Annotated in this window: 24 protein-coding genes; 9 read left to right on the forward strand and 15 right to left on the reverse strand. The window is 62.6% G+C overall.

Going from position 1 to position 26,577, the window contains the following annotated elements; translation table 11 throughout:
- The first annotated feature begins 15 nt into the window (after positions 1-15).
- Both ACIPW4_RS07100 and ACIPW4_RS07105 read left to right on the forward strand, forming a co-directional pair.
- Positions 16-357: a cupin domain-containing protein gene (locus ACIPW4_RS07100; RefSeq protein ID WP_400656140.1), complete on the forward strand. Its 342-nt coding sequence runs from the start codon at positions 16-18 to the stop codon at positions 355-357.
- Positions 358-409: 52 nt separating this feature from the next.
- Positions 410-1,489 (forward strand): polyamine ABC transporter substrate-binding protein, encoded by a 1,080-nt coding sequence (locus tag ACIPW4_RS07105; protein WP_400656142.1) that lies wholly within the window; start codon positions 410-412, stop codon positions 1,487-1,489.
- Between the two features lie 118 nt (positions 1,490-1,607).
- On the opposite strand, the gene ACIPW4_RS07110 is transcribed toward ACIPW4_RS07105, so the two are convergent.
- From ACIPW4_RS07110 to ACIPW4_RS07125, 4 genes are all read right to left on the reverse strand, one after another.
- On the reverse strand, positions 1,608-3,191 hold the full coding sequence (locus tag ACIPW4_RS07110) for a peptide chain release factor 3 (RefSeq protein ID WP_400656144.1): 1,584 nt from the start codon (positions 3,189-3,191) through the stop codon (positions 1,608-1,610).
- Positions 3,192-3,292: 101 nt separating this feature from the next.
- Positions 3,293-3,622 carry a transcriptional regulator gene (locus ACIPW4_RS07115; RefSeq protein WP_400656146.1) on the reverse strand — a complete coding sequence of 110 codons (330 nt, stop codon included), beginning with the start codon at positions 3,620-3,622 and terminating at the stop codon, positions 3,293-3,295.
- Positions 3,606-3,725: a hypothetical protein gene (locus tag ACIPW4_RS07120; protein WP_400656149.1), complete on the reverse strand. Its 120-nt coding sequence runs from the start codon at positions 3,723-3,725 to the stop codon at positions 3,606-3,608. Before ACIPW4_RS07120 ends, ACIPW4_RS07115 begins: the two co-directional genes overlap by 17 nt.
- Before the next feature lie 25 nt (positions 3,726-3,750).
- A complete protein-coding gene (locus ACIPW4_RS07125; protein ID WP_400656456.1) occupies positions 3,751-3,876 on the reverse strand; it encodes a hypothetical protein in 126 nt (41 codons plus the stop codon).
- 475 nt (positions 3,877-4,351) lie between these two features.
- Between ACIPW4_RS07125 and ACIPW4_RS07130 the strand changes: the two genes are divergently transcribed.
- From ACIPW4_RS07130 to ACIPW4_RS07145, 4 genes are read left to right on the forward strand one after another with little or no spacing between them, the layout of a single operon-like run.
- Complete coding sequence (locus ACIPW4_RS07130; RefSeq protein WP_400656151.1) at positions 4,352-5,065, forward strand: ABC transporter permease; 714 nt, start codon at positions 4,352-4,354, stop codon at positions 5,063-5,065.
- A 13-nt stretch (positions 5,066-5,078) separates the two neighbouring features.
- On the forward strand, positions 5,079-5,990 hold the full coding sequence (locus ACIPW4_RS07135; protein ID WP_400656154.1) for a glycine betaine ABC transporter substrate-binding protein: 912 nt from the start codon (positions 5,079-5,081) through the stop codon (positions 5,988-5,990).
- On the forward strand, positions 5,987-6,640 hold the full coding sequence (locus ACIPW4_RS07140) for an ABC transporter permease (RefSeq protein ID WP_400656156.1): 654 nt from the start codon (positions 5,987-5,989) through the stop codon (positions 6,638-6,640). Before ACIPW4_RS07135 ends, ACIPW4_RS07140 begins: the two co-directional genes overlap by 4 nt.
- Positions 6,637-7,794, forward strand: coding sequence for a betaine/proline/choline family ABC transporter ATP-binding protein (locus ACIPW4_RS07145; RefSeq protein WP_400656158.1), 1,158 nt, complete (start codon positions 6,637-6,639; stop codon positions 7,792-7,794). Before ACIPW4_RS07140 ends, ACIPW4_RS07145 begins: the two co-directional genes overlap by 4 nt.
- Positions 7,795-7,915: 121 nt before the next feature.
- Here ACIPW4_RS07145 and ACIPW4_RS07150 read toward each other — a convergent pair whose 3' ends face one another.
- The 3 genes from ACIPW4_RS07150 to ACIPW4_RS07160 form a co-directional block, all read right to left on the reverse strand.
- Positions 7,916-10,345, reverse strand: a complete 2,430-nt coding sequence (locus tag ACIPW4_RS07150; RefSeq protein ID WP_400656160.1) for a TonB-dependent siderophore receptor — start codon at positions 10,343-10,345, stop codon at positions 7,916-7,918.
- 107 nt (positions 10,346-10,452) lie between these two features.
- A complete protein-coding gene (locus tag ACIPW4_RS07155; protein WP_400656163.1) occupies positions 10,453-11,415 on the reverse strand; it encodes a FecR family protein in 963 nt (320 codons plus the stop codon).
- Positions 11,416-11,432: 17 nt separating this feature from the next.
- Positions 11,433-11,933: an RNA polymerase sigma factor gene (locus ACIPW4_RS07160; protein ID WP_400656165.1), complete on the reverse strand. Its 501-nt coding sequence runs from the start codon at positions 11,931-11,933 to the stop codon at positions 11,433-11,435.
- A gap of 494 nt (positions 11,934-12,427) precedes the next feature.
- Here ACIPW4_RS07160 and ACIPW4_RS07165 point away from each other — a divergent pair, with 494 nt between their 5' ends.
- Positions 12,428-13,591, forward strand: coding sequence for a type III PLP-dependent enzyme (locus tag ACIPW4_RS07165; protein ID WP_400656168.1), 1,164 nt, complete (start codon positions 12,428-12,430; stop codon positions 13,589-13,591).
- A 38-nt stretch (positions 13,592-13,629) separates the two neighbouring features.
- Here ACIPW4_RS07165 and ACIPW4_RS07170 read toward each other — a convergent pair whose 3' ends face one another.
- The 3 genes from ACIPW4_RS07170 to ACIPW4_RS07180 form a co-directional block, all read right to left on the reverse strand.
- A complete protein-coding gene (locus tag ACIPW4_RS07170; RefSeq protein ID WP_400656171.1) occupies positions 13,630-14,166 on the reverse strand; it encodes a hypothetical protein in 537 nt (178 codons plus the stop codon).
- Positions 14,167-14,287: 121 nt separating this feature from the next.
- A complete protein-coding gene (locus tag ACIPW4_RS07175) occupies positions 14,288-15,037 on the reverse strand; it encodes a tetratricopeptide repeat protein (protein WP_400656173.1) in 750 nt (249 codons plus the stop codon).
- Positions 15,038-15,040: 3 nt separating this feature from the next.
- Positions 15,041-15,721, reverse strand: coding sequence for a Fe2+-dependent dioxygenase (locus tag ACIPW4_RS07180; protein WP_400656175.1), 681 nt, complete (start codon positions 15,719-15,721; stop codon positions 15,041-15,043).
- Positions 15,722-15,942: 221 nt separating this feature from the next.
- Here ACIPW4_RS07180 and ACIPW4_RS07185 point away from each other — a divergent pair, with 221 nt between their 5' ends.
- Positions 15,943-18,231, forward strand: a complete 2,289-nt coding sequence (locus ACIPW4_RS07185; RefSeq protein WP_400656178.1) for a TonB-dependent receptor — start codon at positions 15,943-15,945, stop codon at positions 18,229-18,231.
- Between the two features lie 102 nt (positions 18,232-18,333).
- Positions 18,334-20,889, forward strand: coding sequence for a PepSY domain-containing protein (locus ACIPW4_RS07190; protein WP_400656180.1), 2,556 nt, complete (start codon positions 18,334-18,336; stop codon positions 20,887-20,889).
- Between the two features lie 112 nt (positions 20,890-21,001).
- Here ACIPW4_RS07190 and ACIPW4_RS07195 read toward each other — a convergent pair whose 3' ends face one another.
- The 5 genes from ACIPW4_RS07195 to ACIPW4_RS07215 all read right to left on the reverse strand — a co-directional run bounded on the left by ACIPW4_RS07195 (position 21,002) and on the right by ACIPW4_RS07215 (position 26,560).
- Positions 21,002-21,793 (reverse strand): amidohydrolase, encoded by a 792-nt coding sequence (locus ACIPW4_RS07195; protein ID WP_400656182.1) that lies wholly within the window; start codon positions 21,791-21,793, stop codon positions 21,002-21,004.
- Positions 21,781-22,929 carry a pyridoxal phosphate-dependent aminotransferase gene (locus tag ACIPW4_RS07200; protein ID WP_400656184.1) on the reverse strand — a complete coding sequence of 383 codons (1,149 nt, stop codon included), beginning with the start codon at positions 22,927-22,929 and terminating at the stop codon, positions 21,781-21,783. The genes ACIPW4_RS07195 and ACIPW4_RS07200 overlap by 13 nt, the downstream gene beginning before the upstream one ends.
- 265 nt (positions 22,930-23,194) lie before the next feature.
- Positions 23,195-24,658 (reverse strand): ribosome biogenesis GTPase Der, encoded by a 1,464-nt coding sequence (der, locus tag ACIPW4_RS07205; RefSeq protein ID WP_103445617.1) that lies wholly within the window; start codon positions 24,656-24,658, stop codon positions 23,195-23,197.
- A 117-nt stretch (positions 24,659-24,775) separates the two neighbouring features.
- On the reverse strand, positions 24,776-25,918 hold the full coding sequence (bamB, locus tag ACIPW4_RS07210) for an outer membrane protein assembly factor BamB (RefSeq protein ID WP_400656186.1): 1,143 nt from the start codon (positions 25,916-25,918) through the stop codon (positions 24,776-24,778).
- Positions 25,919-26,560, reverse strand: coding sequence for a tetratricopeptide repeat protein (locus ACIPW4_RS07215; protein ID WP_400656188.1), 642 nt, complete (start codon positions 26,558-26,560; stop codon positions 25,919-25,921).
- Positions 26,561-26,577 lie beyond the last annotated feature (17 nt).

Consider the following 26,577-nt stretch of genomic DNA (forward strand, 5'->3'; position numbering starts at 1 on the left):
CAGGACCCACCGGTCATGAGCATCACCCAGTTCAAACACACAGACAGCGCCGTGCTCGAAAGCGCCAACCCGGTCGCGGTGCCGCTTGGCGAACCCGTGGCATTGGCTTCGGTCACCTGCGTGGAACGCAGCGACGGCGTCGAAACCGGCATCTGGGAGTGCACCCCCGGGCGCTGGCGGCGACAGATCGTGCAGCAGGAGTTCTGCCACTTCATCAAGGGCCGCTGCACCTTCACCCCCGACGGTGGCGAGCCTCTGTTCATAGAAGCCGGAGACGCACTGATGCTACCGGCCAACAGCACCGGCATCTGGGACATCCAGGAGACCGTGCGCAAGACCTACGTTCTGATTTTCTGATCCGCTGATCGCCTGCCTTCGATAACAACAGACAAAGCAAGGTAAAACCGACATGCGCACGCTCCTTCTCGCTCCCCTGATGCTGGCCGCCAGCGTCGCCAGCGCCGCCGAAACGGTGAAGATCTACAACTGGTCCAGCTACGTCGCGCCCGACACGCTGAAGAACTTCCAGCAGGCCAGCGGCATCGTGCCGACCTATGACGTGTACGACAGCAACGAGACCCTCGACGGCAAGCTGATGACCGGCAACTCCGGCTACGACGTGGTGTTCCCGTCCAACCACTTCATGGCCCGGCAGATTCAAGGCAAGGCCCTGAAGCCGCTGGACAAGTCGCAGCTGCCCAACTGGCACAACCTCAACCCGGTGCTGATGAAGGCGCTGGAGGTCAACGACCCGGGCAACCAGTACGGCTTCCCGTACCTGTGGGGCAGCACCGGCATTGGCTACAACATCGACAAGGTCAAGGCGGTGCTCGGCGACAATGCGCCAGTGGATTCCTGGGACCTGATCTTCAAGCCCGAGTACATGAGCAAGCTGAAGAGCTGCGGCGTCGCGGTACTGGACAACGGCCCCGAACTGCTGCCGATCGCCCTGCACTACCTGGGCCTGCCACACCACAGCCAGAACCCGGCCGACTACGACAAGGCCAAGGCGCTGCTGATGCAGGTGCGGCCGTACATCAGCTACTTCCACTCATCGAAGTACACCGGTGACCTGGCCAACGGCGATATCTGCGTGGTGGTGGGCTTCTCGGGGGATGTGCTGCAGGCGAAGAACCGGGCCGAAGAGGCGAAGAACGGGGTGAAGGTAGGGTATTCGATCCCGAAGGAAGGTGCGCCGATGTGGTTCGACATGGTGGCCATGCCGGCCGATGCACCGGATGAAAAAGCCGGGTATGCCTACATGAACTACCTGTTGCAGCCGGAGGTGATGGCCAACATCAGCAACCATGTGCAGTATGCCAACGGCAACCTCAAGGCGGACGGACTGGTGGAGCCGGCGATAAAGGGTAATACGATGATTTACCCGAGCGACGATGTGATGGGCAAGCTGTATGCGCTGGAGGCCATGCCGGCGAAGATCGACCGCATCAGGACCCGGATCTGGACCAGCATCAAGGCCGGGAATTGATATGGGGCTGCTTTGCAGCCCTTTCGCGACACAAGGCCGCTCCTACAGGGACATGCGATCCCTTGTAGGAGCGGCCTTGTGTCGCGAAAGGGCCGCAAAGCGGCCCCAATTTCACTGATTAATGATGCTCGCGGGTAGCCCGGAACTTGATGTCCGGCCAGCGCTCTTCCATCAGCGACAGGTTGACCCGGGTCGGCGCCAGGTAGGTCAGGTGACCGCCACCGTCGATGGCCAGGTTTTCCATGGCCTTGTTCTGGAATTCCTCGAGCTTCTTCTTGTCGTCGCAGCCGATCCAGCGGGCCGACCATACGGTGATCGGCTCGTAGGCGCATTCCACCTTGTACTCTTCCTTCAGGCGGCTGGCGACCACGTCGAACTGCAGCACACCGACCGCACCGAGGATGATGTCGTTGCTGCGCTCCGGGAAGAACACCTGGGTCGCGCCTTCTTCGGCCAGCTGCTGCAGGCCCTGACGCAGCTGCTTGGATTTCAGCGGGTCCTTCAGGCGCACGCGGCGGAACAGCTCCGGCGCGAAGTGTGGGATACCAGTGAAGCCCAGCGCCTCGCCTTCGGTGAAGGTGTCGCCGATCTGGATGGTGCCGTGGTTGTGCAGGCCTATGATGTCGCCGGCATAGGCCTCTTCCAGCTGCTCACGCTCGGAGGAGAAGAAGGTCAGCGCGTCGCCGATGCGCAGGTCCTTGTTCAGGCGCACATGGCGCATCTTCATGCCCTTCTCGTACTTGCCCGAGCAGATGCGCATGAAGGCGATACGGTCGCGGTGTTTCGGGTCCATGTTCGCCTGGATCTTGAACACGAAGCCGGTGAACTTCTCTTCCACAGGCTCGACGGTCCGCTCGTGGGCCACGCGGCCCAGCGGGCGCGGCGCCCAGTCGACGACAGCGTCGAGCACATGGTCGACACCAAAGTTGCCCAACGCGGTACCGAAGAACACCGGGGTCAGCTGACCGTTGATGAACTCTTCCTGGTTGAACTCGTGGCAGGCGCCCTGCACGAGCTCCAGTTGCTCGACGAACGAATCGTACTGGTCGCCCAGGTGCGCGCGGGCCTCGTCGGAGTCCAGGTTCTGGATGATCTTGGCTTCGGTGCGCTCGTGGCCGTGGCCCGGGGTGTAGACCACGATGTAGTCGCCGGTCAGGTGATACACACCCTTGAAGTCACGGTAGCAACCGATCGGCCAGGTGATTGGCGCGGCCTTGATCTTCAGCACCGCTTCGATCTCGTCGAGCAGCTCGATCGGGTCACGGATGTCACGGTCGAGTTTGTTGATGAAGCTGACGATCGGCGTGTCACGCAGGCGGCATACGTCCATCAGGGCGATGGTCCGCGGCTCTACACCTTTACCGCCGTCGAGCACCATCAGCGCCGAGTCCACCGCGGTCAGGGTGCGGTAGGTATCTTCCGAGAAGTCTTCGTGGCCGGGGGTGTCGAGCAGGTTGATCATGTGCTCGCGGTACGGGAACTGCATCACCGAGGTGGTGATGGAGATGCCGCGCTGCTTCTCCATTTCCATCCAGTCGGAGGTGGCGTGGCGGTCGGACTTGCGCGACTTCACGGTACCGGCGACGGCAATGGCCTTGCCCATCAGCAGGAGCTTCTCGGTGATGGTGGTCTTACCGGCGTCGGGGTGGGAAATGATTGCGAAAGTGCGGCGCTTCGCGACTTCGGCGGCCTGGTTGGTCATGGGAAATCGCCTGACTGGGGGATTTGAAAAGGGGCGATATCATACCTGAAGTTGGGCGGGGACCAAAGTTTGATCCCCGTCCGCTGATTAATCATTAGCAGTCATGCGCGTTTTGCCTGCTCCTCACTAAAACCCTCAAGCGTGACAGGTGGACGACCCGGCATGTGCGCAACGAGCTCCAATGTCCCGCCCAATGCCTCCACATAGCTGCGTAAAGTCGAGATCAACATGTCACTGCGCTTCTCCACTTTGGAAATGTTGCCCTGACGAATCTCCAGACGTCCAGCCAGGCCTTCCTGGGTTAATTCGAGTTGCCTGCGCAGCGCCTGAAGAGTCATTTCTTCGCGGATCAACTGACGCCCCAGTTGCTCTACTCGCTCCCTACGCTCCGGGGGCAATGCGCCTATGACCTCATCAAGTGTCTTGGACATCTTTTTCTCCTTTAGACAGGTGGTTATCAAAACGGGCATCTGCGCGCCTGATCAACTCCTGATAAAACCTCTGCTCTCTCGCTCCTGCCTTGTCACCGGCCACCAGAATGACAGCCTGGCGATCAGGATCAAAGGCGAATGCGACTCGCCATACCGCCTTTCATGTTCGCAAACCGGGAACCGTTTAGCGTATCGACGTGAGGACGCCCAAGCGCCGGCCCTGAAGATTGCAGCAACCTCAGATGACCCAGCATTCGCTCCTGAATGTTGTCATCCAAAGCCTCGAAGTCGCTTTCGAACTCCTCACAAAATCTGATCGTCCACACCCGTAAATTACCCCCAGAGGAATATTCCCTCAAGTAGATATTGAGAAAATCGAGATAGGAATTTTGTCCATCGGTGAAGGTGGACCGGTAGCAGTGAATTCAACGCCTTGAAGTAGGATTTGCGCTTATTTTTCGTGAGTAATTTCCATCTCACCAGTGATTAACGCTGGCCAAATGCCGCCTCAGATGGGAACCTTTACGCCCACGGAGACGTCCACTCCCCTGCAACCCGCTTCGGTTGGGGACTGGTTACATCAGCATTTTCGGGCCCGACGGGGTTCGGCTCATGGCCTGATCGCAGCCTTCGGTTGCTTCACGCTGCTACTCGCGAACACACCCACCGCCGCCAACCAAGGCCGGCAATAAAAGAAGTGTGCTCGCCGACAACACAAGGAGTCCGCCTGTGGCAAAAAGCTACGGTAAAGGGCTGTTGGGATGCGCCACCGTGCTCGTCATCCTGGCCCTGCTGATCCACTGGATCGGCATCAACACGATCGCGCGTTATCGCGACGATCTTGGGTTCTACCTGCAAGCGCACCTGGTACTGGTGCTGGCTTCGATGGCGGCGGCGCTGGCCGTGGGCATCCCCGCCGGCATTGCCTTGAGTCGACCGCACCGGGTCGACAAAGCCGAGCGCTTCATGCAGTTCTTCAACGTTGGCAACACCGTTCCCCCCCTGGCCGTTCTGGCCATCGCCCTGAGTATCCTGGGCATCGGCGCCGGACCCGCGATCTTCGCGCTGTTCCTCGCCTCCCTCCTGCCCATCGTGCGCAACACCTACGAAGGCCTGAAAAACGTCCCCGCCTCGCTCAAGGAAGCCGCCACCGGCATCGGCATGACCCCGCGCCAGCAACTCTGGCAGGTGGAGCTGCCCAACGCCGTGCCGATCATCGTCGGCGGCGTGCGCGTGGCCCTGGCGCTGAACGTCGGCACTGCACCGCTGGCCTTTTTGATCGGTGCCAACAGCCTGGGCAGCCTGATCTTCCCCGGCATCGCCCTGAACAACCAGCCACAACTGCTGCTCGGTGCCGCCTGCACCGCACTGCTGGCGCTGGTGCTGGATGCGGTGGTGAGTTTCTCCAGCAAGCGCTGGCTGGAACGTGGCCTGGCTGGATAACCCGAGGGAACCCATGAAGAAGAGAATCGCCTTGTTGCTGGGCGCGGCCCTGCTGTTCGCAGGATTTGCCCAGGCAGCGGAAAACCCGCTGATCCGCATCGGCGCGCGGGTGTTCACCGAACAGACCGTGCTCGCCGAAATCACCGCGCAATACCTGCGAGCCCACGGCTTCGACGTGCGCGTCACCACCGGCCTTGGCAGCAGCATTGCGCGCCAGGCCCAGGAGACCGGGCAGCTCGACCTGATGTGGGAATACACCGGCGTTTCGCTGGTGTCGTACAACCACATCGACGAGCGCATGCCCAGCGCCGAAGCCACCTACGCCAGGGTCAAGCAGCTGGACGCGAAGAAAGACCTGATCTGGCTGACTCCGTCGAAGTTCAGCAACACCTACGCGCTTGGCCTGCCCAAGCAGGTCGCCGAGGCTTATCCACAGGTCAACACGATCAGCGACCTCAACCAAGTGCTGCGTGACGAAAGCCAGCGCAAGCACCTGGTGGCACTGGACACCGAGTTCGCCAACCGCCCCGATGGCCTGGTCGGCCTGAAAGAAATGTACGACCTGCAAGTGGGGCGCGCCAACATCCGTCAGATGGATGCTGGCCTGGTCTACACCGCCATGCACAACAACCAGGTGTTCGCAGGCCTGGTGTACACCACCGACGGCCGCCTCAGCGCGTTCAACCTGAAGTTGCTGGAAGACGACAAGCATTACTTCCCCGACTACACCGCCGCCCCGGTGGTGCGCAAACAGGTGCTCGACGCCAACCCGAAACTGGTCGGCCTGCTCAAGCCACTGGCCGAACAGCTCGACGACGAAACCATGCGCCAGCTCAATGCCAAGGTCGACGTCGATCACCAGAACCCGACTGCAGTGGCCGCCGCCTTCCTGCGTGAGCATCCCCTCAAGGAGGTGACCCCATGAGCCTGCTCGATACATTCGCCCACCTCGACTGGGCCCAGGTCGCGCAACTGACCTGGCAGCACATCATGCTGGTCGGCACGGCGGTTTCCCTGGCGATCATCGTCGGCGTACCCCTGGGCATCCTGATGACCCGCTTCCCGGCCGTCGCCGGCCCGCTGCAGGCCAGCGCCACGGTGCTGCTGACAATCCCTTCGATTGCCCTGTTCGGCCTGCTGCTGCCGTTCTATTCCAAGTTCGGCCAGGGCCTCGGCCCGCTGCCGGCAATCACTGCGGTATTCCTTTATTCACTGCTACCGATCCTGCGCAACACGTACCTGGCCCTGACCAACGTCGAGCCCGGCATCCGTGAAGCGGCGCGCGGCATCGGCATGACCTTCGGCCAGCGCCTGCGCATGGTCGAGCTGCCCATCGCCGTGCCGGTGATCCTCGCCGGCGTGCGTACCGCCGTGGTGATGAACATCGGCGTCATGACCATCGCCGCCACCATCGGCGCCGGCGGCCTGGGCGTGCTCATCCTCACCTCCATCAGCCGCAGCGACATGTCGATGCTGCTGGTCGGCGCTGTACTGGTCAGCCTGCTGGCGATCATCGCCGACCTGCTCCTGCAAACCCTGCAACGTGCCCTGACTCCAGAAGGACTGCGCTCATGATCGAACTCAAGAACCTCAGCAAGACCTTCAACGTCAACGGCAAGGACGTCAAAGCCGTCGATTCGGTCAGCCTCACCGTCAACGAAGGCGAAATCTGCGTGTTCCTCGGCCCCTCGGGCTGCGGCAAGAGCACCACCCTGAAGATGATCAACCGCCTGATCACACCGACCTCCGGCCAGGTGTTCATCAACGGCGAAGACACCAGCGCGCTCGACGAAGTGACCCTGCGCCGCCACATCGGCTATGTGATCCAGCAGATCGGCCTGTTCCCCAACATGACCATCGAGGAAAACATCACCGTGGTCCCGCGCCTGCTCGGCTGGGACAAGCAGAAGTGCCACGAGCGCGCCCGCGAACTGATGCACATGATCAAGCTCGAACCCAAGCAGTACCTGCAGCGCTACCCGCGCGAGCTGTCCGGTGGCCAGCAGCAGCGCATCGGCGTGATCCGCGCATTGGCGGCGGAAGCGCCAGTGCTGCTGATGGACGAACCGTTCGGTGCGGTCGACCCGATCAACCGCGAGATGATCCAGAACGAGTTCTTCGAGATGCAACGGGCGCTGAACAAGACCGTGATCATGGTCAGCCACGACATCGACGAGGCGATCAAGCTGGGCGACAAGATCGCCATCTTCCGCGCTGGCAAGCTGCTGCAGCTGGACCACCCGGACACCTTGCTGGCGCACCCGGTGGACGACTTCGTGAGCAATTTCGTCGGCCAGGACAGCACGCTCAAGCGCCTGCTGCTGGTGCGTGCCGAGGATGCGGCAGACAACGCACCGTCGGTGAGCCCCGAGACGCCGGTCAGCGATGCGCTGGAGCTGCTCGACGAGCACGACCGCCGTTATGTGGTGGTGACCGACGGGCAGAACAAGGCGCTGGGGTATGTGCGCCGGCGTGACATGCACCGCCAGCAAGGGACCTGTGGCGACTTCCTGCGAGCGTTCAATGCCACGGCTTCGCATGACGAGCACCTGCGCATCCTGTTGTCGCGGATGTATGAGTTCAACCGCGCGTGGTTGCCGGTGCTGGATGCCGAGCAGGTGTTTTTGGGCGAGGTAACCCAGGAGTCGATTGCGGCTTACCTGAGCTCGGGGCGCTCCCGTGGGGCGAAGACCAGCATCGTTTCGCCGGCCGAGGCGGTGGTTTCGTAATTGCTGGGGGTGCTTTGCACCCCTTTCGCGACACAAGGCCGCTCCTACAAGGGAACTCGGTTTCCTGTAGGAGCGGCCTTGTGTCGCGAAAGGGCCGCAAAGCGGCCCCTGCAATCTCGGATCAGAACCCTACACTGGCCTGCACATAGAAGGTCCGTGGCTCACCCACATAGAGGCCGGCATTGTTGTCGCTGGAGCGGGTGAAATACTGCTTGTCGAACAGATTCTTCACCCCCGCCGCCAGCTTCAGGTTGGACATGTCCGCCCCGAACTCATACCCGCCACGGGCATGCCAGGTCACATAACCCGGAATATCACCGTATTGCCCATCGGCACTCGGCTCGGTGATGTAGTCACCGTTGAAGCTGCCATCGGCATTGATCCCGGTCCCCGGCGCACGCTGTTTGGACTGGGCGTAGGCATCCAGATTCCAGGTCCAGCGGTTGATTGCATAACGCACGCCTGCCGTGGCCACCTGGCGTGAATAGAACGGCAGGTCACGGCCCTTGAAGCCCGGGATCTCACCTTCATACGTCGCGCGGGTATAGGTGTAGCCACCGCTCACCGAGAGCCCATCCAGGCGTGGGTCCAGCCCCGCCAGGTCGTAGCGTACCGAAGCCTCGATACCCTGGTGCTTGGTCGCGCCGAGGTTGGTCCAGCCCACGTCGTTGCTGATGTACTGCAACTCGTCATCGAAGTCGATGTAGAACGCAGTCAGCTCGCCGGCGAAACCACCGTTGTCATAACGGGTACCGACCTCGTAGGTCTTGGCCTTCTCCGGTTCCAGGCCATTGGCCGTGCTGTTGCCAGTGCCGCCCTGGCCCAGCTGGAAGTACTGCAGGCTGCCGAACGAGGTCTCGTAGTTGGCGAACAGCTTCCAGGCATCGGAGATGTGGTACATCACGCTCAACGCCGGCAATGGCTCGTTGCTGGTGATGCTGCGTTTTTTTTCTGCCACCGGGCGGTTGTTGGCATCCAGCACCGGGCGATCGCGCCAGTCGGTGTTGATGTGCTCGAAGCGGATGCCCGGAGTGATGGTCCAGTTGCCGACATCGATCTTGTCGTCGATGTAGTAGGCGCTGGCCTCGGTGCCGCCGCTGCGGTCCTGGAACACGTGACCGTCGGAGGTCGGGGTGGGCGTCGGGACGTTGTCGATCAGTGCCAGGCGGGTCGACTGCTCGCGCATGGCTTCTTTCAGGTAGCGGTAGCCGACGCTGACTTCCTGGGTGGTGGGGCCGGCGAAGAAGATCCGCGACAGCCGTGGCTCGATGGCGAAGGTGTGGTAATTGCGCGGGTAGGACGACAGGGTCTTCATGTCGCGCGCGGCGATGGCGCTGCCACGGAAGCTATCGGTGTAGTAGGTCAGCACTTCGAACTGGGTGGCATCATCGAGCTGGCGCTGCCACTTGAACGACACGTCCTTGCGCCGGCCGGCGAAGTAGTCGTAATCACGCAGCGATTGGTACGGGCTGCTGTCGTACTGAGCCTGAGTCAGGCCACCGGGCATGTCCGCACGGCCATCGTAGTAGTGAAAGTTGAGCCAGAACTCATCGACGTCGGTCGGCGCCCAGTGGGTCTTGAGGATGACGTCGTCGATGTCGTTGCCGTTGTTGCTTTCACGGTAACCGTTGCCGTTCACCCCGGTATAGAGCAACGCAACGCCCATGCCGTTGTCGGCAGTGCCGCCGGCGAACGCTGACTCAGTGTGCTTCCAGCCGCCGTGCTGGGAGGTTTCCAGCGTGGTGGACAGTTCTGCCGAAGCCTTTTCGGGAATCGCCCGGGTAACGAAGTTGATCACCCCGCCGACGTTCTGCGGGCCATAGCGCACCGAGCCGGCACCGCGCACCACGTCGATGCTGTCGAGGTTGCCCGAAGAGATCGGTGCCATCGACAACTGCGGCTGGCCATAGGGCGCAAATGCCGCCGGGATGCCGTCGATCAGCACGGTCGAGCGCGGCGACAGCCGCGAGGTCAGGCCGCGCACACCGACGTTCAGCGACAGGTCACTGCCACCGGTGCCGTTGCTGTCCTGCACCTGCACGCCCGGAATGCCGCGCAACACATCGCGCACGTTCATCGCGCCCTTTTCCACCATCGCTTCGCGGCGCACCACGGTGCGCGCGCCGGGGTGATTCTGCACCACGGCCTGGTCGGCATCGCCCAGCCAGTCACCGACCACCTTCACGTCGGTGGGCGCCAGCTCAAGGCTCCCGGTGGTCAGCGTGCCAGCGGCCTGGGCCGGCTTCACCACCACCGTGTCTTCGGACTTCTCGTACGTCAGCCCGCTGCCCTGCAGCAGTTGCTGCAGCGCCTGCTCGGGCGCCAGGTTGCCGGACACCGCCGGAGCCTGCTTGCCAGCCACCAGTTCAGGGCTGAAGAACAGCTGCAGATTGGTCTGCTGGCCCAACTGGCTCAATGCCGAGGCCAAAGGTTGCGCCTGGATCTGGATTGCGCTGCCGGCCTGATCGGCCTGGGCATTGACGGCGGCGGCACTGACCGCCAGGGCCAGCGCCAGGGCGCTCAGGCGTGGGAAAGCTTTGTTGTTGTTCACGTCGTCGAAACATCCTGAAGAAGGAATAAACGCCAACCGCATGCGAATGGAAATGCTTGGCAGTTGCAGCTGGCGGGGAAGACGAACGAGCGGAAAAAAACCTGAATCTATTTCGCGATTATTTCGCGAGAGCCGTCTTCATGGGCCTTGATCGCCACCGGCAGGATGCTCGGCAAGGCACGCAGCAGCGCATCCGTGTCATCGGTGCTGAAGGTGCTGGAGATGCGCATCCGGGCAACCTTGCCCGGTGCCACGCGCAGTGGTTGGGCACGATAGCGCGACACTTCGGCCACCACTTCGGCAAGGGTGGCGTTGTCGAACACCAGCTTGCCCTGGCGCCAGGCGGTCAGTGTGGCGGCGTTGACCGCATAAGGCGCGGCAACCTGGCCGTGCGCGTCGATGTAGGACCCCTGACCCGCCCCCAGTTGTGCCAGCGAAGCATCGCTGCCCTGCACGCGCACCGAGCCCTGCTCGACCGCCACCCGGGTCGCGGCCGGGTCCAGACGCACATCGAAACGGGTGCCAGTCACGGTCACGCTACCCTGGGCGGTATCGACCACGAACGGCCGACTGCTGTCGTGGGCAACAATGAACATCGCCTCACCGGCGTTCAACTGAATGTGTCGGCGGCCTGGGCTGAAATCGACCTGCAGCTGAGTGGCTCCGTTGAGCTCGAGGTGCGAGCCATCGGGCAGATCGACCTGGCGGCGCTCGCCAAGCGCAGTCTGCAGGCTGCCCTGGTGATTGAGTTGCTGATAGTGCCAGCCCATCCAGCCCAGCCCCAGCGCCACCACCGCCACACTCGCCGCCAGGGCCTGGCGCAGCAGGCGCCGCTGCGGCAGCTGGCGCACCGGGTCCGGCTCGCACAGCGCTTCGAGGCGGTCGCGCGGGATCAACGTCGCCGCGTTCCAGACCGTGGCCAGAGCATCGTACTCGGCACGATGGCTGGGGTCGGCGGCAAGCCAGGCACGCAGCTGCTTTTGCAGCGTGGCATCGCGCGGCGCGTCCTGCATGCGGACGAACCATGCGGCCGCCTGCTCACGGACGGTCTCGGAACCGTGCTGTTTCATGGGAAAGGTCTCCTGACTCATCGTGCCGACACATCCAGGTGCTCACGCAGATGCCGGAGCGTGCGAATCATATACTTTTCGACCATGTTCTTGGTCAAACCCATGCGCTCGGCGATTTCGGCCTGGCTCAGGCCTTCGAGCTTCTGCCAGATGAACACCCGGCGGCAGTTCAACGGCAACTCCGCCAATGCACGCTCGACGCTGTCGGCCAGCTCCAGGGCATGCACATAGGCTTCAGGGTCGTCGCTGGTGCTGCTGACTTCATCGAAGGCTTCCAGCTCCAGCGCCTGGCGCCTGTCTTCGCGGCGAAACCCGTCCACGGCAATGTTGCGAGCGGTCTGGTGCAGATAGGCACGTGGCTGCTCGACCTGCTCGCGCGGGTTTTCCAGTACCCGAACAAAGGCATCGTGGGTGAGGTCCTCGGCCTGCTGACGACTGCGCAACTTGCGCGTCCAGGTGCCGATCAGCTCATGGTAGTGGTCGAGGAAGCCTTTGGGTCCGGACACGTTCGGGGTCATCAGGGAGGCGGATGAGGGTGCGAATAGTAATGTTTCTCATCAAAACCAGCAAATCCGCCAGTCGGTAATAAAAAATTTACGGTCTTTTTCAGGTACGGGAGTACCAGGGGATTGTGGCCATAAATATGAACACCGCAGGCCCGTTCGCGGGTAAACCCGCTCCCGCAGGAATTGCGAAAACCCTGTAGGAGCGGGTTTACCCGCGAAGGGGTCAACGCGATCCATTCCACAATTTTTTACGCTTGAAACACGGTGGGGAACATCAGGCGGTCATGCGAGTCGGTTATTCAACGGGTAGGGCGTCGATCCACGACGATCGCACCCGGATTGCCTGTTGATTCTGCATTCTTCACGCCCTAAAGTGCGCGCCGAACGTCCATGCTGGAAACGATCCATCCGGCTCAAGTACTGAGTAGGCGAACCAAAGTGGGGATACGGAGGACGTTCAGTTTGCAGCCACTTAATCTTTCAGTTTGCCCATGGAGTCCCTGAGCATGTCGATCCAGGTCGAAGACTATTTCGCGCGTGACACCTTCCAGAAAATGAAGGCGTTCGCCGACAAGCAGGAAACCCCGTTCGTACTCATCGACACCCAGATGATCAGCCAGGCCTATGACGACCTGCGTGCTGGTTTCGAATTCGCCAAGGTGTACTACGCGGTCAAGGCCAACCCGGCTGTCGAAATCATCGACCTGCTCAAAGAGAAAGGCTCGAGCTTCGACATCGCCTCGATCTACGAGCTGGACAAGGTCATGGACCGCGGTGTCAGTGCCGACCGTATCAGCTACGGCAACACCATCAAGAAGTCCAAGGATATCCGCTACTTCTTCGAGAAGGGCGTGCGCCTGTTCGCCACCGACTCCGAAGCCGACCTGCGCAACATCGCCAAGGCCGCACCGGGCTCGAAGGTTTACGTGCGTATCCTCACCGAAGGCTCGACCACTGCCGACTGGCCACTGTCGCGCAAATTCGGCTGCCAGACCGACATGGCCATGGACCTGCTGATCCTCGCCCGTGATCTGGGCCTGGTGCCTTACGGCATCTCGTTCCACGTCGGTTCGCAACAGCGCGACATCAGCGTATGGGATGCGGCCATCGCCAAGGTCAAGGTGATCTTCGAGCGCCTGAAGGAAGAAGACGGCATCGAGCTGAAGCTGATAAACATGGGTGGCGGCTTCCCGGCCAACTACATCACCCGTACCAACAGCCTCGAAACCTACGCCGAAGAGATCATCCGCTTCCTGAAGGAAGACTTCGGTGACGAGCTGCCGGAAATCATCCTCGAGCCAGGCCGTTCGCTGATTGCCAACGCCGGTATTCTGGTCAGTGAGGTGGTGCTGGTCGCACGCAAGTCGCGCACCGCCGTCGAGCGCTGGATCTACACCGACGTGGGCAAGTTCTCCGGCCTGATCGAAACCATGGACGAAGCCATCAAGTTCCCGATCTGGACCGAGAAGAAAGGCGAAGCCGAAGAAGTGGTCATCGCCGGCCCGACCTGCGACAGCGCCGACATCATGTACGAAAACTACAAGTACGGCCTGCCACTGAACCTGGCGATCGGTGACCGCCTGTACTGGCTGTCGACCGGTGCCTACACCACCAGCTACAGCGCGGTGGAATTCAACGGCTTCCCGCCGCTGAAGGCTTACTACCTGTAATGCAGAACGGGGCCGAAAGGCCCCGTTTTCATGCCCGCTCAGCGGCGTCGAAACCTCGAAAAGCTGTCGAAGTCTGGTACGTTCACTTCGCTGACGTTCATCAGCATGATCAATTTGTTCGGCGCTCCGGCGCTGACATAGCGGTCCTCCCAGCGTTTTCGGTTACGCACGCCGATCGGTACACTGCCCACTGCGGCAATTGTCACCCCTGCATATTCGCTGACCTCCGGGATGGCAAGCGCCTCGCCCTTGACCCAGATTCGCCACAACAGCGGTGTGGAAACCTTCGCGTAGTAGCCAACGCAATCTCCGCGCCCGAGGTCCCAGGCATCCCTATGGGATGCGCCCTCTTCCGACTCTACAGTGAGAATGCGGTAACCTGGCTGCATACCCTCGTAATAACCAAACCAGAAACGCTGCTGCGAAGCGACACTGTGGCCTGGCGCAACCGTGAGCCAATCATTGCAACGCGAGGCCGGGATGGTCTTGGATTCGACGGAGTCGAGAATGCCTTCATATCCAGGTGTAGTGGAGGTCAGGGTGGCGATAAAAGAACGTTCTTGTATGAGTGGCATGTCAAACCCTCGCGGAATGGGCGTTCAACATCCCCGAAAGGCATACAGACAGTAATCTGGAAGAACTACTGGCCGATCACCAAGTTGCCGGGGCGCCGCAAGCAAGCCAGCAAGGGCGCTCTCACCTCTCGCGCTGTTCGATCTCTTCGGCATACCGCCCTGCAAAGGCCATGAATTCTGGCCCCGCTCCTTGCAAGCTCACCAGCGCACTGCGCAGAAAATTCATGTTGCCCTCCACTTGCGCCTGCGCCAGCCAACGCCCGGCCTCAAGCATCTCGCCTCGCTCGGCCAACACCATCGCCAGGCTGAACATCCCACGAAAATCCCCCGCCTCGGCCGAGCGCCGATACCAGCGTACCGCCCGCACCGGGCTCGGCGCGGTGGCGATGCCATGCTCCAGATAACGCCCATACAAGTTCATCGACTTGGCATGGCCCATCTGCGCCGCCTTCTCGTAGCAGGCCAGCGCCTGGGCCTGGTTGGCCGGCAGACCCCGCCCGGTGGCCAGCAGGTTGCCCAGGTTGTACAGCCCCCAATCAAGCCCGGCATCGGCCGCCAGGGCATAGTGAATGGCCGACTGCGCCAGGTTCACCTCACCGCCCCAGCCATGTTCCAGGCAGCGCCCGAGCATGTTGTGCGCCATGGCACTGCCACCCTGTGCCGCAATGCCGAACCAGCGCCGGGCGACACCGGCATCCTGCTCGATGCCACGGCCATCGAGCAGTATTTGCCCAAGCAGCAACTGTGCCTCGACCAGGCCTTCCCCCGCCGCTGCCAGGATCGCCTGGGCCGCCTTGCCGGGGCTGTGTTCGAGCATGGCCTGCAGGCCGGCAGCATCCACCACTTCTTCACGACGCAGCTGATAGGACATGGTTCAGACCTCTGCCCAGCGGCGTAGCAAGTTGTGGTAGGTACCGGTCAGTTGCAGCAAGGACGGATGGTCCGGCACATCGGCGGTGAGTTGCTGGATGGCATTGTCCATTTCGAACAGCAACGCTCGCTGGCTGTCCTCGCGGACCAGGCTCTGGGTCCAGAAGAACGCCGCGTAACGTACACCACGGGTCACCGGGTTGACCTTGTGCAGACTGGTGCCGGGGTACAGTACCAGGTCGCCAGCCGCCAGCTTGACCTGCTGCACGCCGTAGGTGTCCTGGATCACCAGTTCGCCGCCGTCGTAGCTGTCCGGGTCGCTGAGGAACAGGGTCGAGGACAGGTCGGTGCGCACCCGTTCCGCGCTGCCCTTGGGCTGGCGCAGGGCGTTGTCGATGTGGAAGCCGAAGTTGCCGCCCTCGCGGTAGCAGTTGATCAGCGGTGGGAACACCTTGTGCGGCAAAGCCGCCGACATGAAACGCGGGGTCTGCCACAAGCGGTCGATCAGCGCGCTGCCGATTTCCTTGCCCAGCGGGTGCCCTTCCGGCAGCTGCAGGTTGTGCTTGGCCTTGGCCGACTGGTACCCGGCCGTGACCTTGCCGTCGGCCCAGTCAGTCTGCTCCAGCGCCTCGCGAATACGGGCCAGTTCATCGGCGTCGAACAACCCTGGGATATGAAGCAGCATGGCGGGGGCACCGTTAAGATCTGTAAAGGCGTCAATGATATTGATTCCCTTTTACGTCGCACAAGCCCTGCCCGTGCCTTAGACGATTCAGCACCCGCAAAACGTAAAGAGAATTTGTAAAGATTGTAAATTCATAACGAATGGTAACGAGTCTCAATTGTGCTTAACATTTGCTTACATTACCATCCGCGGCCTTCATACCTTGGGGAAGGTCTACAACAATGCGTCACGTACCATCTGCAGTGAGCTCACCACGCCTGATCGTCTCGGCCATCGGCGTCGCCCTCAGCGCTTCCGGCGCCTACGCCGCCGACCCGGCCGCCAGCAATGCCGTCACGCTCGACGCCACCAGCGTCAATGGCAAGGCTGAACAGGCCAGCACCGATTACAAGGTCGAAAAGGCCTCCTCGCAGAAGTACACCGCACCGCTGGTGGACACCCCGCGTTCGGTCACCGTCATCCCGCAGCAAGTGATCAAGGACACCAACGCCCTGACCCTGCAGGACGCCCTGCGCACCGTGCCGGGCATCACCTTTGGCGCCGGCGAAGGCGGCAACCCGCAAGGCGACCGCCCGTTCATCCGCGGCTTCGACGCCCAGGGTGACACCTACCTGGACGGCGTGCGCGACACCGGCGCCCAGACCCGCGAAATCTTTGCCATCGAATCGGTCGAAGTGGCCAAGGGCCCGAACTCGGCCATTGGTGGCCGTGGCGCCGCTGGCGGCACCATCAACCTGGTGAGCAAGCGTGCCCACCTGGGCAACTCCCTCGACGGCGCCTGGACCTGGGGCAGCGACCAGACCCAGCGCTACACCTTCGATGGCAACTACCAGTTCAGCGACACCGTTGCCGGCCGCCTGAACCTGATGACCCACGAAAGCAATGTCGCCGGCCGCGACAAGGTCAACTACGACCGTTGGGGTATCGCCCCGTCGCTGGCCTTCGGCCTGGGCACTGCGACCCGCGTGAACCTCGACTATTACCACCTGGAAAGCGACGACCTGCCAGACTCGGGCATCCCGTACACCATCCCGACCGGTGGCAGCGGCGCGCGCACCTCTGCGCACCCGAGCAAGCCGAACGATGGCGGCGACAGCGACAACTTCTACGGCCTGACCGACCGTGATTTTCGCAAGACCCGTGTCGACATCGCCACCTTCGCCATCGAGCACGACCTGACCGACGCGCTGACCGTCAAGAACACCTTCCGTCACGGCAACAGCATGCAGGACTACATCCTGACCCAGCCCGACGACAGCAAGGGCAACGTCAACAACGGCAGCGTCTGGCGCCGCGCCAACACCCGCGTTGGCAACACCGCCACCACTACCAACCAGACCGACCTGTTCGGCGAGTTCTACCTGGGCGGCCTGAAGAACAGCTTTTCCACCGGTATCGAGCTGAGCCGAGAAGAGAGTGACCGCTCGTCCTACACCGTCAACACCGACACCGTTCCGGGCGGCGCTGCCAACACCAATTGCACCCCTGGCATGATCGGTGCCAGCAGTGGCTACAACTGTACCTCGCTGAGCAATCCGAACCCGGACGATCCTTGGAACGGCAGCATTGCGCGCAACTACGCAGGCACCGATACCAAGAGCAACACCCGTGCGATCTACGTGTTCGACACCCTCGAACTGTCGCCAGAATGGCTGCTCAACATGGGCCTGCGTTACGATCACTTCGATACCGACTACAAGACGTACAACGCCGCTGGCACCACCACCGCCAAGGGCGATGACGTCAGTGAATTCTTCACCGGCCAATTGGGCCTGGTATGGAAACCGGCGGAGAACGGCAGCATCTACGTGTCCTACGCTACCTCTGCGACGCCACCAGGTGCATTGCTTGGCGAAGGCATGGAAGGCAACCCGCTGGGCGGCAGCACCGACCGCTCCGGCAACCTGCTGAGCAGCGACATGGAGCCGGAAGAAACCACCAACTATGAAATCGGCACCAAGTGGGACCTGCTCGACGAGCGTCTGTCCCTGACTGCCGCACTGTTCCGCACTGAGAAGGAAAACGCCCGCGTCCAGGTGGATACCACCAGCTACGAAAACGTCGGCGAGACCCGCGTGCAAGGCATAGAGCTGTCGGCCAGCGGCAAGATCACCGACAAGTGGCAAGTGTTCGCCGGCTACACCTACATGCAAGCGCGGCAGATCGACGGCGGCCCGCTGGGCAAGGCCAACGACGGCAACCAGCTGCCGAACACGCCGAACAACAGCGCCAGCCTGTGGACCACCTACTCGATCACGCCGAAGCTGACCGTCGGTGGCGGCGCCTTCTACGTGGATGACGTGTATGGCAGCGTGGCCAACACCACCATGGTCGACAGCTACGTGCGCTACGACGCCATGGCCGCCTACAAGCTGACCAAGAACGTCGACCTGCAGCTGAACGTGCAGAACCTGACCAACGAGGTGTACTACGACAAGGCCTTCTCCACCCACTTCGCCAACCAGGCGGCCGGGCGGACTGCCTTGTTGACCACCAGCGTCCACTTCTAACGAAACACCGCCGAGCCCCGTTCATTCCAGTGAACGGGGCTTTTGCGTATCAAGGCATAATGCACGCCGCGCGGTTTGTGGCAGCAACACAAGGTGAGAGATGTGGTGAAGAAGACGCTGTTCCAATTGCACTGGTTCTTTGGCATCACCGCTGGCCTGGTGCTGGCCTTGATGGGCATCACCGGGGCGCTTTACTCGTTCCAGGAAGAACTGCTGCGCGCGTTCAACGCCGATGTGCTCAAGGTCGAAGTGCGCACCGAAGGTGTCCTGCCACCCGCCGAGCTGGTACGCCGGGTCGAAGCCGTGCAGGGCGAGAAAGTGTCGATGCTGTGGGTGGATGTGCGTGAAGGCAACGCCGCCCGCATCTTCTTCACCCCACCACCCGGCGAGCGCCGTGGCCAACTGCGCTACGCCGACCCATACACCGGTGAGCTCAAGGGCGATGCGGCCGGGCAAGGCTTCTTCAACCTGATGCTGACCCTGCACCGCTTCCTCGCCATGGGCGACACGGGCCGGCAGATCACCGGTGCCTGCACCCTGATGCTGGTGTTCTTCTGCCTGTCCGGCCTGTACCTGCGCTGGCCACGCAAGGCGCTGAACTGGCGCACCTGGCTGACATTCGACTGGGCCAAGAAAGGCCGCGCCTTCAACTGGGACCTGCACGCCGTGGCCGGTACCTGGTGCCTGCTGTTCTACCTCCTGTTTGCCCTGACCGGGTTGTTCTGGTCCTACGAATGGTATCGCTCGGGCCTGAATAAACTGCTGGCTGACGAACCTGCCGCCGGCCAGCAACAGAAGCGCGGCGAAGGCCGTGGCCGCCATGGCCCGCCCAAGGTCGACAAGAACGCGCCGCCGCTGGTGGTCGATTACGACGCCATCTGGGCCAACCTCAGGGACGCTGCCGGCCCGGGTCTGGCCGCCTACAACCTGCGGCTGCCGCCAACGGGAGGCCAGCCGGCCAACCTGTTCTACCTGCTCGAAGACGCCGCTCACCCGCGCGCGTTCAACACCCTGGTGCTCGACCCGGCCACCGGCCAGGTGAAAAGCCACGACCGCTACACCGACAAGTCCTTCAAGGCGCAGCTGCTGCAGAGCGTCTATGCCCTGCACGTCGGCGAATACTTCGGCCTGCCGGGGCGCATCATCGTCACCCTCGCCAGCCTGACCATGCCGCTGTTCTTCGTGACCGGCTGGCTGCTGTACCTCGACCGCCGGCGCAAGAAGCACCAGGTACGTGCCGCACGCGGCAATGTTGACAGCCATCAGGGCAACGGCGACAGCTGGCTGATCGGCTTCGCCAGCCAGAGCGGCTTTGCCGAGCAACTGGCCTGGCAGAGTGCCGGGCAATTGCAGGCTGCCGGCTTGCCAGTGCAAGTACGCGCCCTGGGCGACCTGGGTGAAGAAGATTTGCGTCAGGCTCGCCGTGCCCTGTTCGTGGTCAGCACCTTCGGCGACGGCGAAGCGCCCGACAGCGCACGCGGCTTCGAACGCAAGATCCTCGGCCAGCCGTGGGCCCTGAACAATCTCAGCTATGCCCTGCTCGCCCTCGGCGACCGCCAGTATCCGCACTTCTGCGGCTTCGCCCGGCGCTTGCAGGCGTGGCTTGGCGAGCGTGGCGCCAGCAGCGCATTCAGCCCGGTGGAAGTGGACAATGCCGACCAGGCCGCTCTGCAGCAGTGGCAGCAGGAACTGGCGCAACTGACCGGCGCTCAACCGGTAACCGCCTGGCAACCGCCAAGCTTCGGCAACTGGACCCTGGTGCAGCGCGAACTGCTCAACCCGGGCAGCCAAGGCCAGCCGGTTTACCTGCTGGGCTTGCAACCTGAAGAGCCCACCAGCTGGGAAGCCGGTGACCTGGTGGAGATCCTGCCGCTCAATGGCCAGCCACGGATCGACGCGTTCCTTCACGGCATGGCATTGGACGCTATCGCCAGTGTACAAGTCGATGGCCTGCAGCAAACCTTGAGCCAGGCATTGGCTGGCCGTCAGCTACCGAGCCGTCGCGATCACCTGCTCGGCATGCATCCGCAGGCATTGGTCGATGCACTGGTGCCAATCGGTAGCCGCGAGTACTCGATCGCCTCGATCGCAAGCGATGGCGTGCTGGAGCTGATCGTGCGCCAGGAGCGCCACGCCGACGGCAACCTCGGCCTGGGTTCGGGCTGGCTGACCGAGTACCTCCCACAGGGCGGCACCTTGAGCCTGCGCCTGCGCCGCAACAGTGGCTTCCACCTGCCCGAGACCGATGCGCCGATGATTCTCATCGGCAATGGCACCGGCCTTGCCGGGCTGCGCAGCCTGCTCCGGGCGCGGGTCAATGCGGGCGAGCAGCGCAACTGGCTGCTGTTCGGCGAGCGCAACCGGGCGCATGACCTGCTGTGCGGGGCTGAGCTGCACGGCTGGCTCGACAGCGGCGACCTGTCGCGGCTGGACCTGGCGTTCTCGCGGGATCAGGCCGAGAAAGTGTATGTGCAGGATGTGTTGCTGCAGCAGGCCGATGAGTTCAAGCGCTGGGTCGCTGACGGGGCGTGTGTATATGTCTGCGGCAGCCTGCAAGGGATGGCGGCGGGCGTGGATGCGGCACTAAACGGCTTGCTGGGGGAAGAGGCTGTACAGCAGCTGATCGAGGATGGGCGCTACCGGCGGGATGTGTACTGACCAACCATTGGTGTAGCTGGTACCGGCCTCTTCGCGGGTAATCCCACTGCCCTCAGGTCCTGCGCAGAACCTGTGGGAGCGGGTTTACCCGCGAAGAGGCCGGTACAGGCTATCAGTGCAGCTCGAAGGTATCGGCATCCAGGTTGGCCGGGAACTTGGTACGGTAAGCCGCCAGCTCCGCCGCGCTCAATACTGCGGTGAACACCCCGTCCGCCTCCCCTGCACTGAGCAGGCTCTCGCCCTGGAAGTCCAGCACCTGGCTGTCCCCGGAATAGGCAAAGCCTTTGCCATCAGTCCCCACCCGGTTCACCGCCGCCACATAGCACAGGTTCTCGATCCCTCGCGCCGGCAGCAGGCGGTTCCAGTGCTGGCGCCGTGCCGCTGGCCAGTTGGCGGTATACAGCAGCAAGTCGGTGTCCTGGGCGTCACAGCTCCAGACCGGGAAGCGCAGGTCGTAGCAGATCAGCGGGCGCACCCGCCAACCCTTGACCTCGAACTGCACCTGGCGCTCGCCCGGGGTGTAATGCTTGTGCTCACCCGCCATGCGGAACAGGTGACGCTTGTCGTAGTGCAGGATCTCACCGTCCGGCCGCGCCCACAGCAGGCGGTTGCGGTGGCTGCCGTCGGCGGCCTGGATGATTACGCTACCGGTAATCACTGCATCGATGCGCTTGGCCTGGGCCTTGAGCCATTTGTAGGTCGGGCCGTTCTCAGGCTCGCACAGGGTTTCCGACTGCATGGAAAAACCCGTGGTGAACATCTCCGGCAACACCACCAGATCGGCACCCTGGGCTTGGTCCAGCAGTACCTCGAAATGCGCGTAGTTGGCCTCACGGTCATGCCACGCCAGGGTCGTCTGGACCAAGGCGACTTTCAGGTTGGGCAGTGCACTCAGATCGCGCATAGTTTTTCCGCTGCCTGGCGCAGCGTCTCCTCACGTTTGGCAAAGCACAGGCGCACCAGGCGTTGCTCGGGGATGGGTTGCTGGTAGAACACCGACACCGGGATGGTCGCGACACCGTGCTCACGGGTGAGCCACAGCGCCATGTCGACATCGTTCAGGTCCGGGCGGATCTGTGAGTAGTCCACCAGCTGGAAATAGGTGCCCGCCGTGCGGGTAAAGCTGAAACGCGAGCCTTCGAGCAGGTCGCAGAACAAGTCGCGCTTGGCCTGGTAGAAGGCCGGCAGCTCATCGATGTGCTCCGGGTGCTCGGCCATGAAGTCGGCCAACGCGCATTGCAGGGGCGTCACGCCGCAGAAATTGACGTACTGGTGCACCTTGCGCAGTTCCGCGCTCAAGGCCGGCGGCGCGATCACATAGCCGGTCTTCCAACCGGTGACGTGGTAGGTCTTGCCGAACGAGCTGATCACGAAGGCACGCTGATACAGCTGCTCATGGGCCAGCACGCTGGCGTGGCGCACGCCGTCGTAGATCAGGTGCTCGTAGACTTCATCGCTGACCAGGTAGATATCGCGCTCGGCGATCAGCTGGGCCAACTGGTCGAGGTCTTCACGGGTGATCAGTGCACCGCTTGGGTTGTGCGGCGAGTTGAGGATGACCATGCGCGTGCGCGGGCTGAGGGCATCGCTGAACTTCTGCCAGTCGATGCGAAAGTCACCGTCGCTCAGTTGCACATGCACACAGCGCCCGCCCGCCAGCTCCACGGAGGGCTCGTAGCTGTCGTAGCAGGGGTCGAAGACGATCACTTCATCCCCGGCGTGGATCACCGCCTGAATGGCGCAGAAGATCGCTTCGGTGGCGCCGGGGGTGATGGTCACTTCCTGGTCGGCATCGACCTGGGCGCCATACAGCCGTGAGACCTTGGCTGCCACCTGCTGGCGCAGAGCCGGCAGGCCGGTCATCGGCGAATACTGGTTATGCCCGGCGGCCACGTGCCGGCCGACTGCATCGAGCAGCGCCTGCGGGCCGTTGAAGTCGGGGAACCCCTGGGACAGATTGAGCGCGCCGGTCTGCGCGGCGAGCTGGGACATGGTAGTGAAGATGGTCGTGCCGACATTCGGCAGTTTGCTGCGGATCATGGAGCCCTCTTTCCTGGGGTGTATCCGGCACGGGGTGGACCCCGAGCATAGCGGATCGAGCGGTCAGGAAAAAGGTTGAAACAATAGGGGGATTGCCTTGGATCAATAGGCCCTTGTGGGAGCGGCCTCGTGTCGCGAAAGGGCTGCGAAGCAGCCCCAGCAATATTAGCGTCATCGCTGACACCCGGGGGCCGCTATGCGGCCCTTTCCGACCGGTCCGGCGCCCCGGCAAGGCCGCTCCCACAGAGATCGCGCCAGCTTTTAATCAGCGCTTGTCGCGGCGCTTCTTTTCGGCCTTCTTGTGGTGCGACATCAGGCGGCGTTTCTTGTTGACCTGGCGATCGGTGAGGGTGTTTTTCTTGCCCTCGTACGGGTTTTCACCGCCCTTGTACTCGATGCGGATCGGCGTACCGACCAGCTTCAGCACGCGGCGGTAGGTGTTTTCCAGGTAACGCGAATAGGACTTTGGAATCTTCTCGGTCTGGTTGCCGTGGATCACGATCAGCGGCGGGTTGGCACCACCCAGGTGGGCATAGCGCAGCTTGATGCGGCGGCCGTTGACCAACGGCGGCTGGTGCTCGCTGACGGCATCTTCGAGGATCTGCGTCAGGCGGCTGGTCGGCCAGCGGGTAACCGCCGACTTGAATGCAGCCTGTACCGACTTGTACAGGTGGCCCACACCGGTGCCATGCAGGGCGGAAATGAAGTGGATGTCGGCGAAGTCGACGAAGAACAGCCGGCGCTCCAGCTCGGTCTTTACGTAGTCGCGCTCGCCCGACTCCATGCCATCCCACTTGTTGAGGGCAATGACGATGGCGCGGCCGGCTTCCAGGGCGAAGCCCAACAGGTTGAGGTCATGGTCGACCACACCTTCGCGGGCATCCATGACGAAGATCACCACGTTGGCGTCCTTGATCGCCTGCAGGGTCTTCACCACCGAGAACTTTTCGACTTCCTCGTGGATCTTGCCGCGCTTGCGCACGCCGGCGGTGTCGATGAAGGTGTACTTCTCGCCATCGCGCTCGAACGGGATGTAGATACTATCGCGGGTAGTGCCCGGCTGGTCGTAGACCACCACGCGCTCTTCGCCGAGCATGCGGTTGACCAGGGTCGACTTGCCCACGTTCGGGCGGCCGATGATGGCGATCTTGATGCCATCCTTCTCGCTCGGGCCGGGGATGCGAACCGCTTCCTCGCCTTCGGCGACTTCCTGGTCCAGGGCTTCTTCCTCAGCGTCACGAGGAATATGGCCCAGGACGCTTTCCATCAGCGCGTTGATGCCACGGCCCTGTGACCCGGCCACCGGAATGGCGTTGCCCATGCCCAGCGGCGAGAACTCGGCGCGGGCGACGTCGGCGTCGATGTTGTCGATCTTGTTGGCCACCAGGATGGCCGACTTGTTGCGCTTGCGCAGGTGCTCGGCAATCATCTGGTCGGCGGCAGTCATACCGGCTCGAGCGTCGACCAGGAACAGCACGTAGTCGGCTTCTTCGATAGCCATGAGCGACTGCTCGGCCATCTTCTCGTCCATGCCCACTTCGTCACCGGTGATACCGCCGGTGTCGATGAGGATGAAGGAACGACCCTGCCAGGTGGCATCACCGTACTGGCGGTCACGGGTCAGGCCCGACAAGTCACCGACGATGGCATCGCGGGTCTTGGTCAGGCGGTTGAACATGGTGGATTTGCCGACGTTCGGGCGGCCCACCAGGGCGATTACGGGAACCATGCGGCTCTCCACTCTTGAATTCTTGAAAATGCAAAGGCCGCTGCAAGGCAGCGGCCGGAGTTCGGGCGGCGCGTCCTACGCCGCAGCTTGAAGCCCGTCAAAGCTTCAAGCATAGCTTCAGCGGATGGTCAGTGCCTCGAGCTTGCCGCTGTTGCCAAAGACGTAGATGGTGTCGCCGACCACGAGTGGGCGGGCACGCAGGCCATCGCTGTCGATACGCTCACGGCCGACGAAGCGGCCATCGACCTGGCTGAGCAGGTGCAGGTAACCCTCGAAGTCACCCACTGCCACGTAGCTGGAGTACACCTCGGGAGCGGTCAGCTGACGGCGGGCCATCGAGTCGTTGGTCCACAGCGCGCTGGAGGAGCGCTCGTCGACACCTTCAACAGTACCACTGGCTTCGCTGACATAGACGTTGCCGAAGCCTTGGGCGACACCCACATAGCTGGAAGCATCGCGCTGCCACAGCACACGGCCGCTTTCCAGGTCCAGGCCCGCGACACGGCCCTGGTAGGTGCCTACGTACAGGGTACCACCGGACAGCAGCAGGCCGCCGTCGATGTCGACCACGCGGTCCAGCTCGGAACGGCCCTGCGGGATGGCCACGCGGCTCTCCCACACCGGCACGCCGTTGTTGATGTCCACCGCCACCACCTTGCCGGTGGACAGGCCGGCGACGGCCAGGCGGTTGGTAGCGATCGGCGCGCCAGTGCCACGCAGAGTCAGCACGGCCGGGGTGTTTTCATAGATCCAGCGGCGGTCGCCGGTGGCGGCATCCAGGCCGATCAGGCGATCGTCCTGGGTCTGCACCACAACAACGTCACCATTGTTGGCCGGCGGAGCCAGCACTTCACTGGTGACGCGCGAGCGCCAGCGTTCTTCGCCGGTGCTGGAGTCCAGGGCGATGACTTCGCCCTTGAGGGTGCCGAGCATGACCAGGCCGTAACCGACGCCGACCGCGCCGGAAACCGGCAGCTCCAGGTCTTTTTTCCATACTACGTCGCCAGTGATGCGGTCCAGGGCGAACACTTCGCCATTGACGTCGGAGGCGTAGATACGGTCGTTCTCGATGGCTGGAACCAGGGTGTTATAGGTCTCGCCCTGGCCGTCACCGATTGAACGGCTCCACTGCTTTTTCAGCACCACTTCTTCGGTGAACTTGGTCAGCTCGGCCGGAGGCAGTTCCTTCTTGCTGTTGCTGCTGCAACCTGCGGCCAGCACGGCCAGGGTCAGCACTGCTGCTTGTTTCCAACCGATCACTTACGCGTCCCCTTTGGCCAGGTCATCCAGCTTCAGTTGCAGGCCACCGACCGCTGCTTCGTCAGACAGCGCGGCCTTGGCTTTTTCGTAGGCACTGTGGGCATCGTCGCCGCGACCCAGCTGTACCAGCAGGTCGCCCTTCAACTCTTCACGGCTGGCCAGGAACGCCTTGTCGGCGTCACCGTCGAGCAGCTTGAGGGCCTCTTCGGCCTTGTTCTGTGCAGCGAGCACGCGTGCCAGGCGCTGGCGCGAGATTTCACCCAGGGTAACGTCGGCCGGCTTGTCCAGCACGCCTTTCAGCTCGGCAGCGGCGTCGTCGAGCTTGCCGCTCTCGACCGCGACCTTGGCCACGAACAGGCTGCCGTACTGGGCGTACGCAGTACCGCCGAACTCGCTCTTGAGCTTGCCGGCCAATTCCGCAACCTTGGTCGCGTCTGGCTGGCCGTTCGGCGTCAGGCTGGTCTCGAGCAAGGCCTGATACAGCTGCGAGGCACCTTGCGACTGGTTGCTCTGGTACTTGTGCCAGGTGTTCCAGCCCAGTACCACCACGCCCGCCAGCAATGCGCCAGTCAGCAGCGGCTTGCCGTTACGGTTCCACCAGTCCTTGACCCCTGCCAGGTCATCATCATCGGTACTCGACACCCCAATACTCCTTTTCG

Origin of the sequence: Pseudomonas sp. NPDC089996 (genome assembly GCF_044748405.1) — a bacterium.
Classification (GTDB): Bacteria; Pseudomonadota; Gammaproteobacteria; order Pseudomonadales; family Pseudomonadaceae; genus Aquipseudomonas.

What these genes read in the sequence shown, in the direction of transcription:
- ACIPW4_RS07100 (WP_400656140.1), top strand. Translation starts at nt 16, where the DNA reads ATGAGCATCACCCAGTTCAAACACACAGACAGCGCCGTGCTCGAAAGC.
- ACIPW4_RS07105 (WP_400656142.1), top strand. Translation starts at nt 410, where the DNA reads ATGCGCACGCTCCTTCTCGCTCCCCTGATGCTGGCCGCCAGCGTCGCC.
- ACIPW4_RS07110 (WP_400656144.1), bottom strand. Translation starts at nt 3,191, where the DNA reads ATGACCAACCAGGCCGCCGAAGTCGCGAAGCGCCGCACTTTCGCAATC.
- ACIPW4_RS07115 (WP_400656146.1), bottom strand. Translation starts at nt 3,622, where the DNA reads ATGTCCAAGACACTTGATGAGGTCATAGGCGCATTGCCCCCGGAGCGT.
- ACIPW4_RS07125 (WP_400656456.1), bottom strand. Translation starts at nt 3,876, where the DNA reads ATGCTGGGTCATCTGAGGTTGCTGCAATCTTCAGGGCCGGCGCTTGGG.
- ACIPW4_RS07135 (WP_400656154.1), top strand. Translation starts at nt 5,079, where the DNA reads ATGAAGAAGAGAATCGCCTTGTTGCTGGGCGCGGCCCTGCTGTTCGCA.
- ACIPW4_RS07140 (WP_400656156.1), top strand. Translation starts at nt 5,987, where the DNA reads ATGAGCCTGCTCGATACATTCGCCCACCTCGACTGGGCCCAGGTCGCG.
- ACIPW4_RS07145 (WP_400656158.1), top strand. Translation starts at nt 6,637, where the DNA reads ATGATCGAACTCAAGAACCTCAGCAAGACCTTCAACGTCAACGGCAAG.
- ACIPW4_RS07155 (WP_400656163.1), bottom strand. Translation starts at nt 11,415, where the DNA reads ATGAAACAGCACGGTTCCGAGACCGTCCGTGAGCAGGCGGCCGCATGG.
- ACIPW4_RS07160 (WP_400656165.1), bottom strand. Translation starts at nt 11,933, where the DNA reads ATGACCCCGAACGTGTCCGGACCCAAAGGCTTCCTCGACCACTACCAT.
- ACIPW4_RS07165 (WP_400656168.1), top strand. Translation starts at nt 12,428, where the DNA reads ATGTCGATCCAGGTCGAAGACTATTTCGCGCGTGACACCTTCCAGAAA.
- ACIPW4_RS07170 (WP_400656171.1), bottom strand. Translation starts at nt 14,166, where the DNA reads ATGCCACTCATACAAGAACGTTCTTTTATCGCCACCCTGACCTCCACT.
- ACIPW4_RS07175 (WP_400656173.1), bottom strand. Translation starts at nt 15,037, where the DNA reads ATGTCCTATCAGCTGCGTCGTGAAGAAGTGGTGGATGCTGCCGGCCTG.
- ACIPW4_RS07180 (WP_400656175.1), bottom strand. Translation starts at nt 15,721, where the DNA reads ATGCTGCTTCATATCCCAGGGTTGTTCGACGCCGATGAACTGGCCCGT.
- ACIPW4_RS07185 (WP_400656178.1), top strand. Translation starts at nt 15,943, where the DNA reads ATGCGTCACGTACCATCTGCAGTGAGCTCACCACGCCTGATCGTCTCG.
- ACIPW4_RS07195 (WP_400656182.1), bottom strand. Translation starts at nt 21,793, where the DNA reads ATGCGCGATCTGAGTGCACTGCCCAACCTGAAAGTCGCCTTGGTCCAG.
- ACIPW4_RS07200 (WP_400656184.1), bottom strand. Translation starts at nt 22,929, where the DNA reads ATGATCCGCAGCAAACTGCCGAATGTCGGCACGACCATCTTCACTACC.
- der (WP_103445617.1), bottom strand. Translation starts at nt 24,658, where the DNA reads ATGGTTCCCGTAATCGCCCTGGTGGGCCGCCCGAACGTCGGCAAATCC.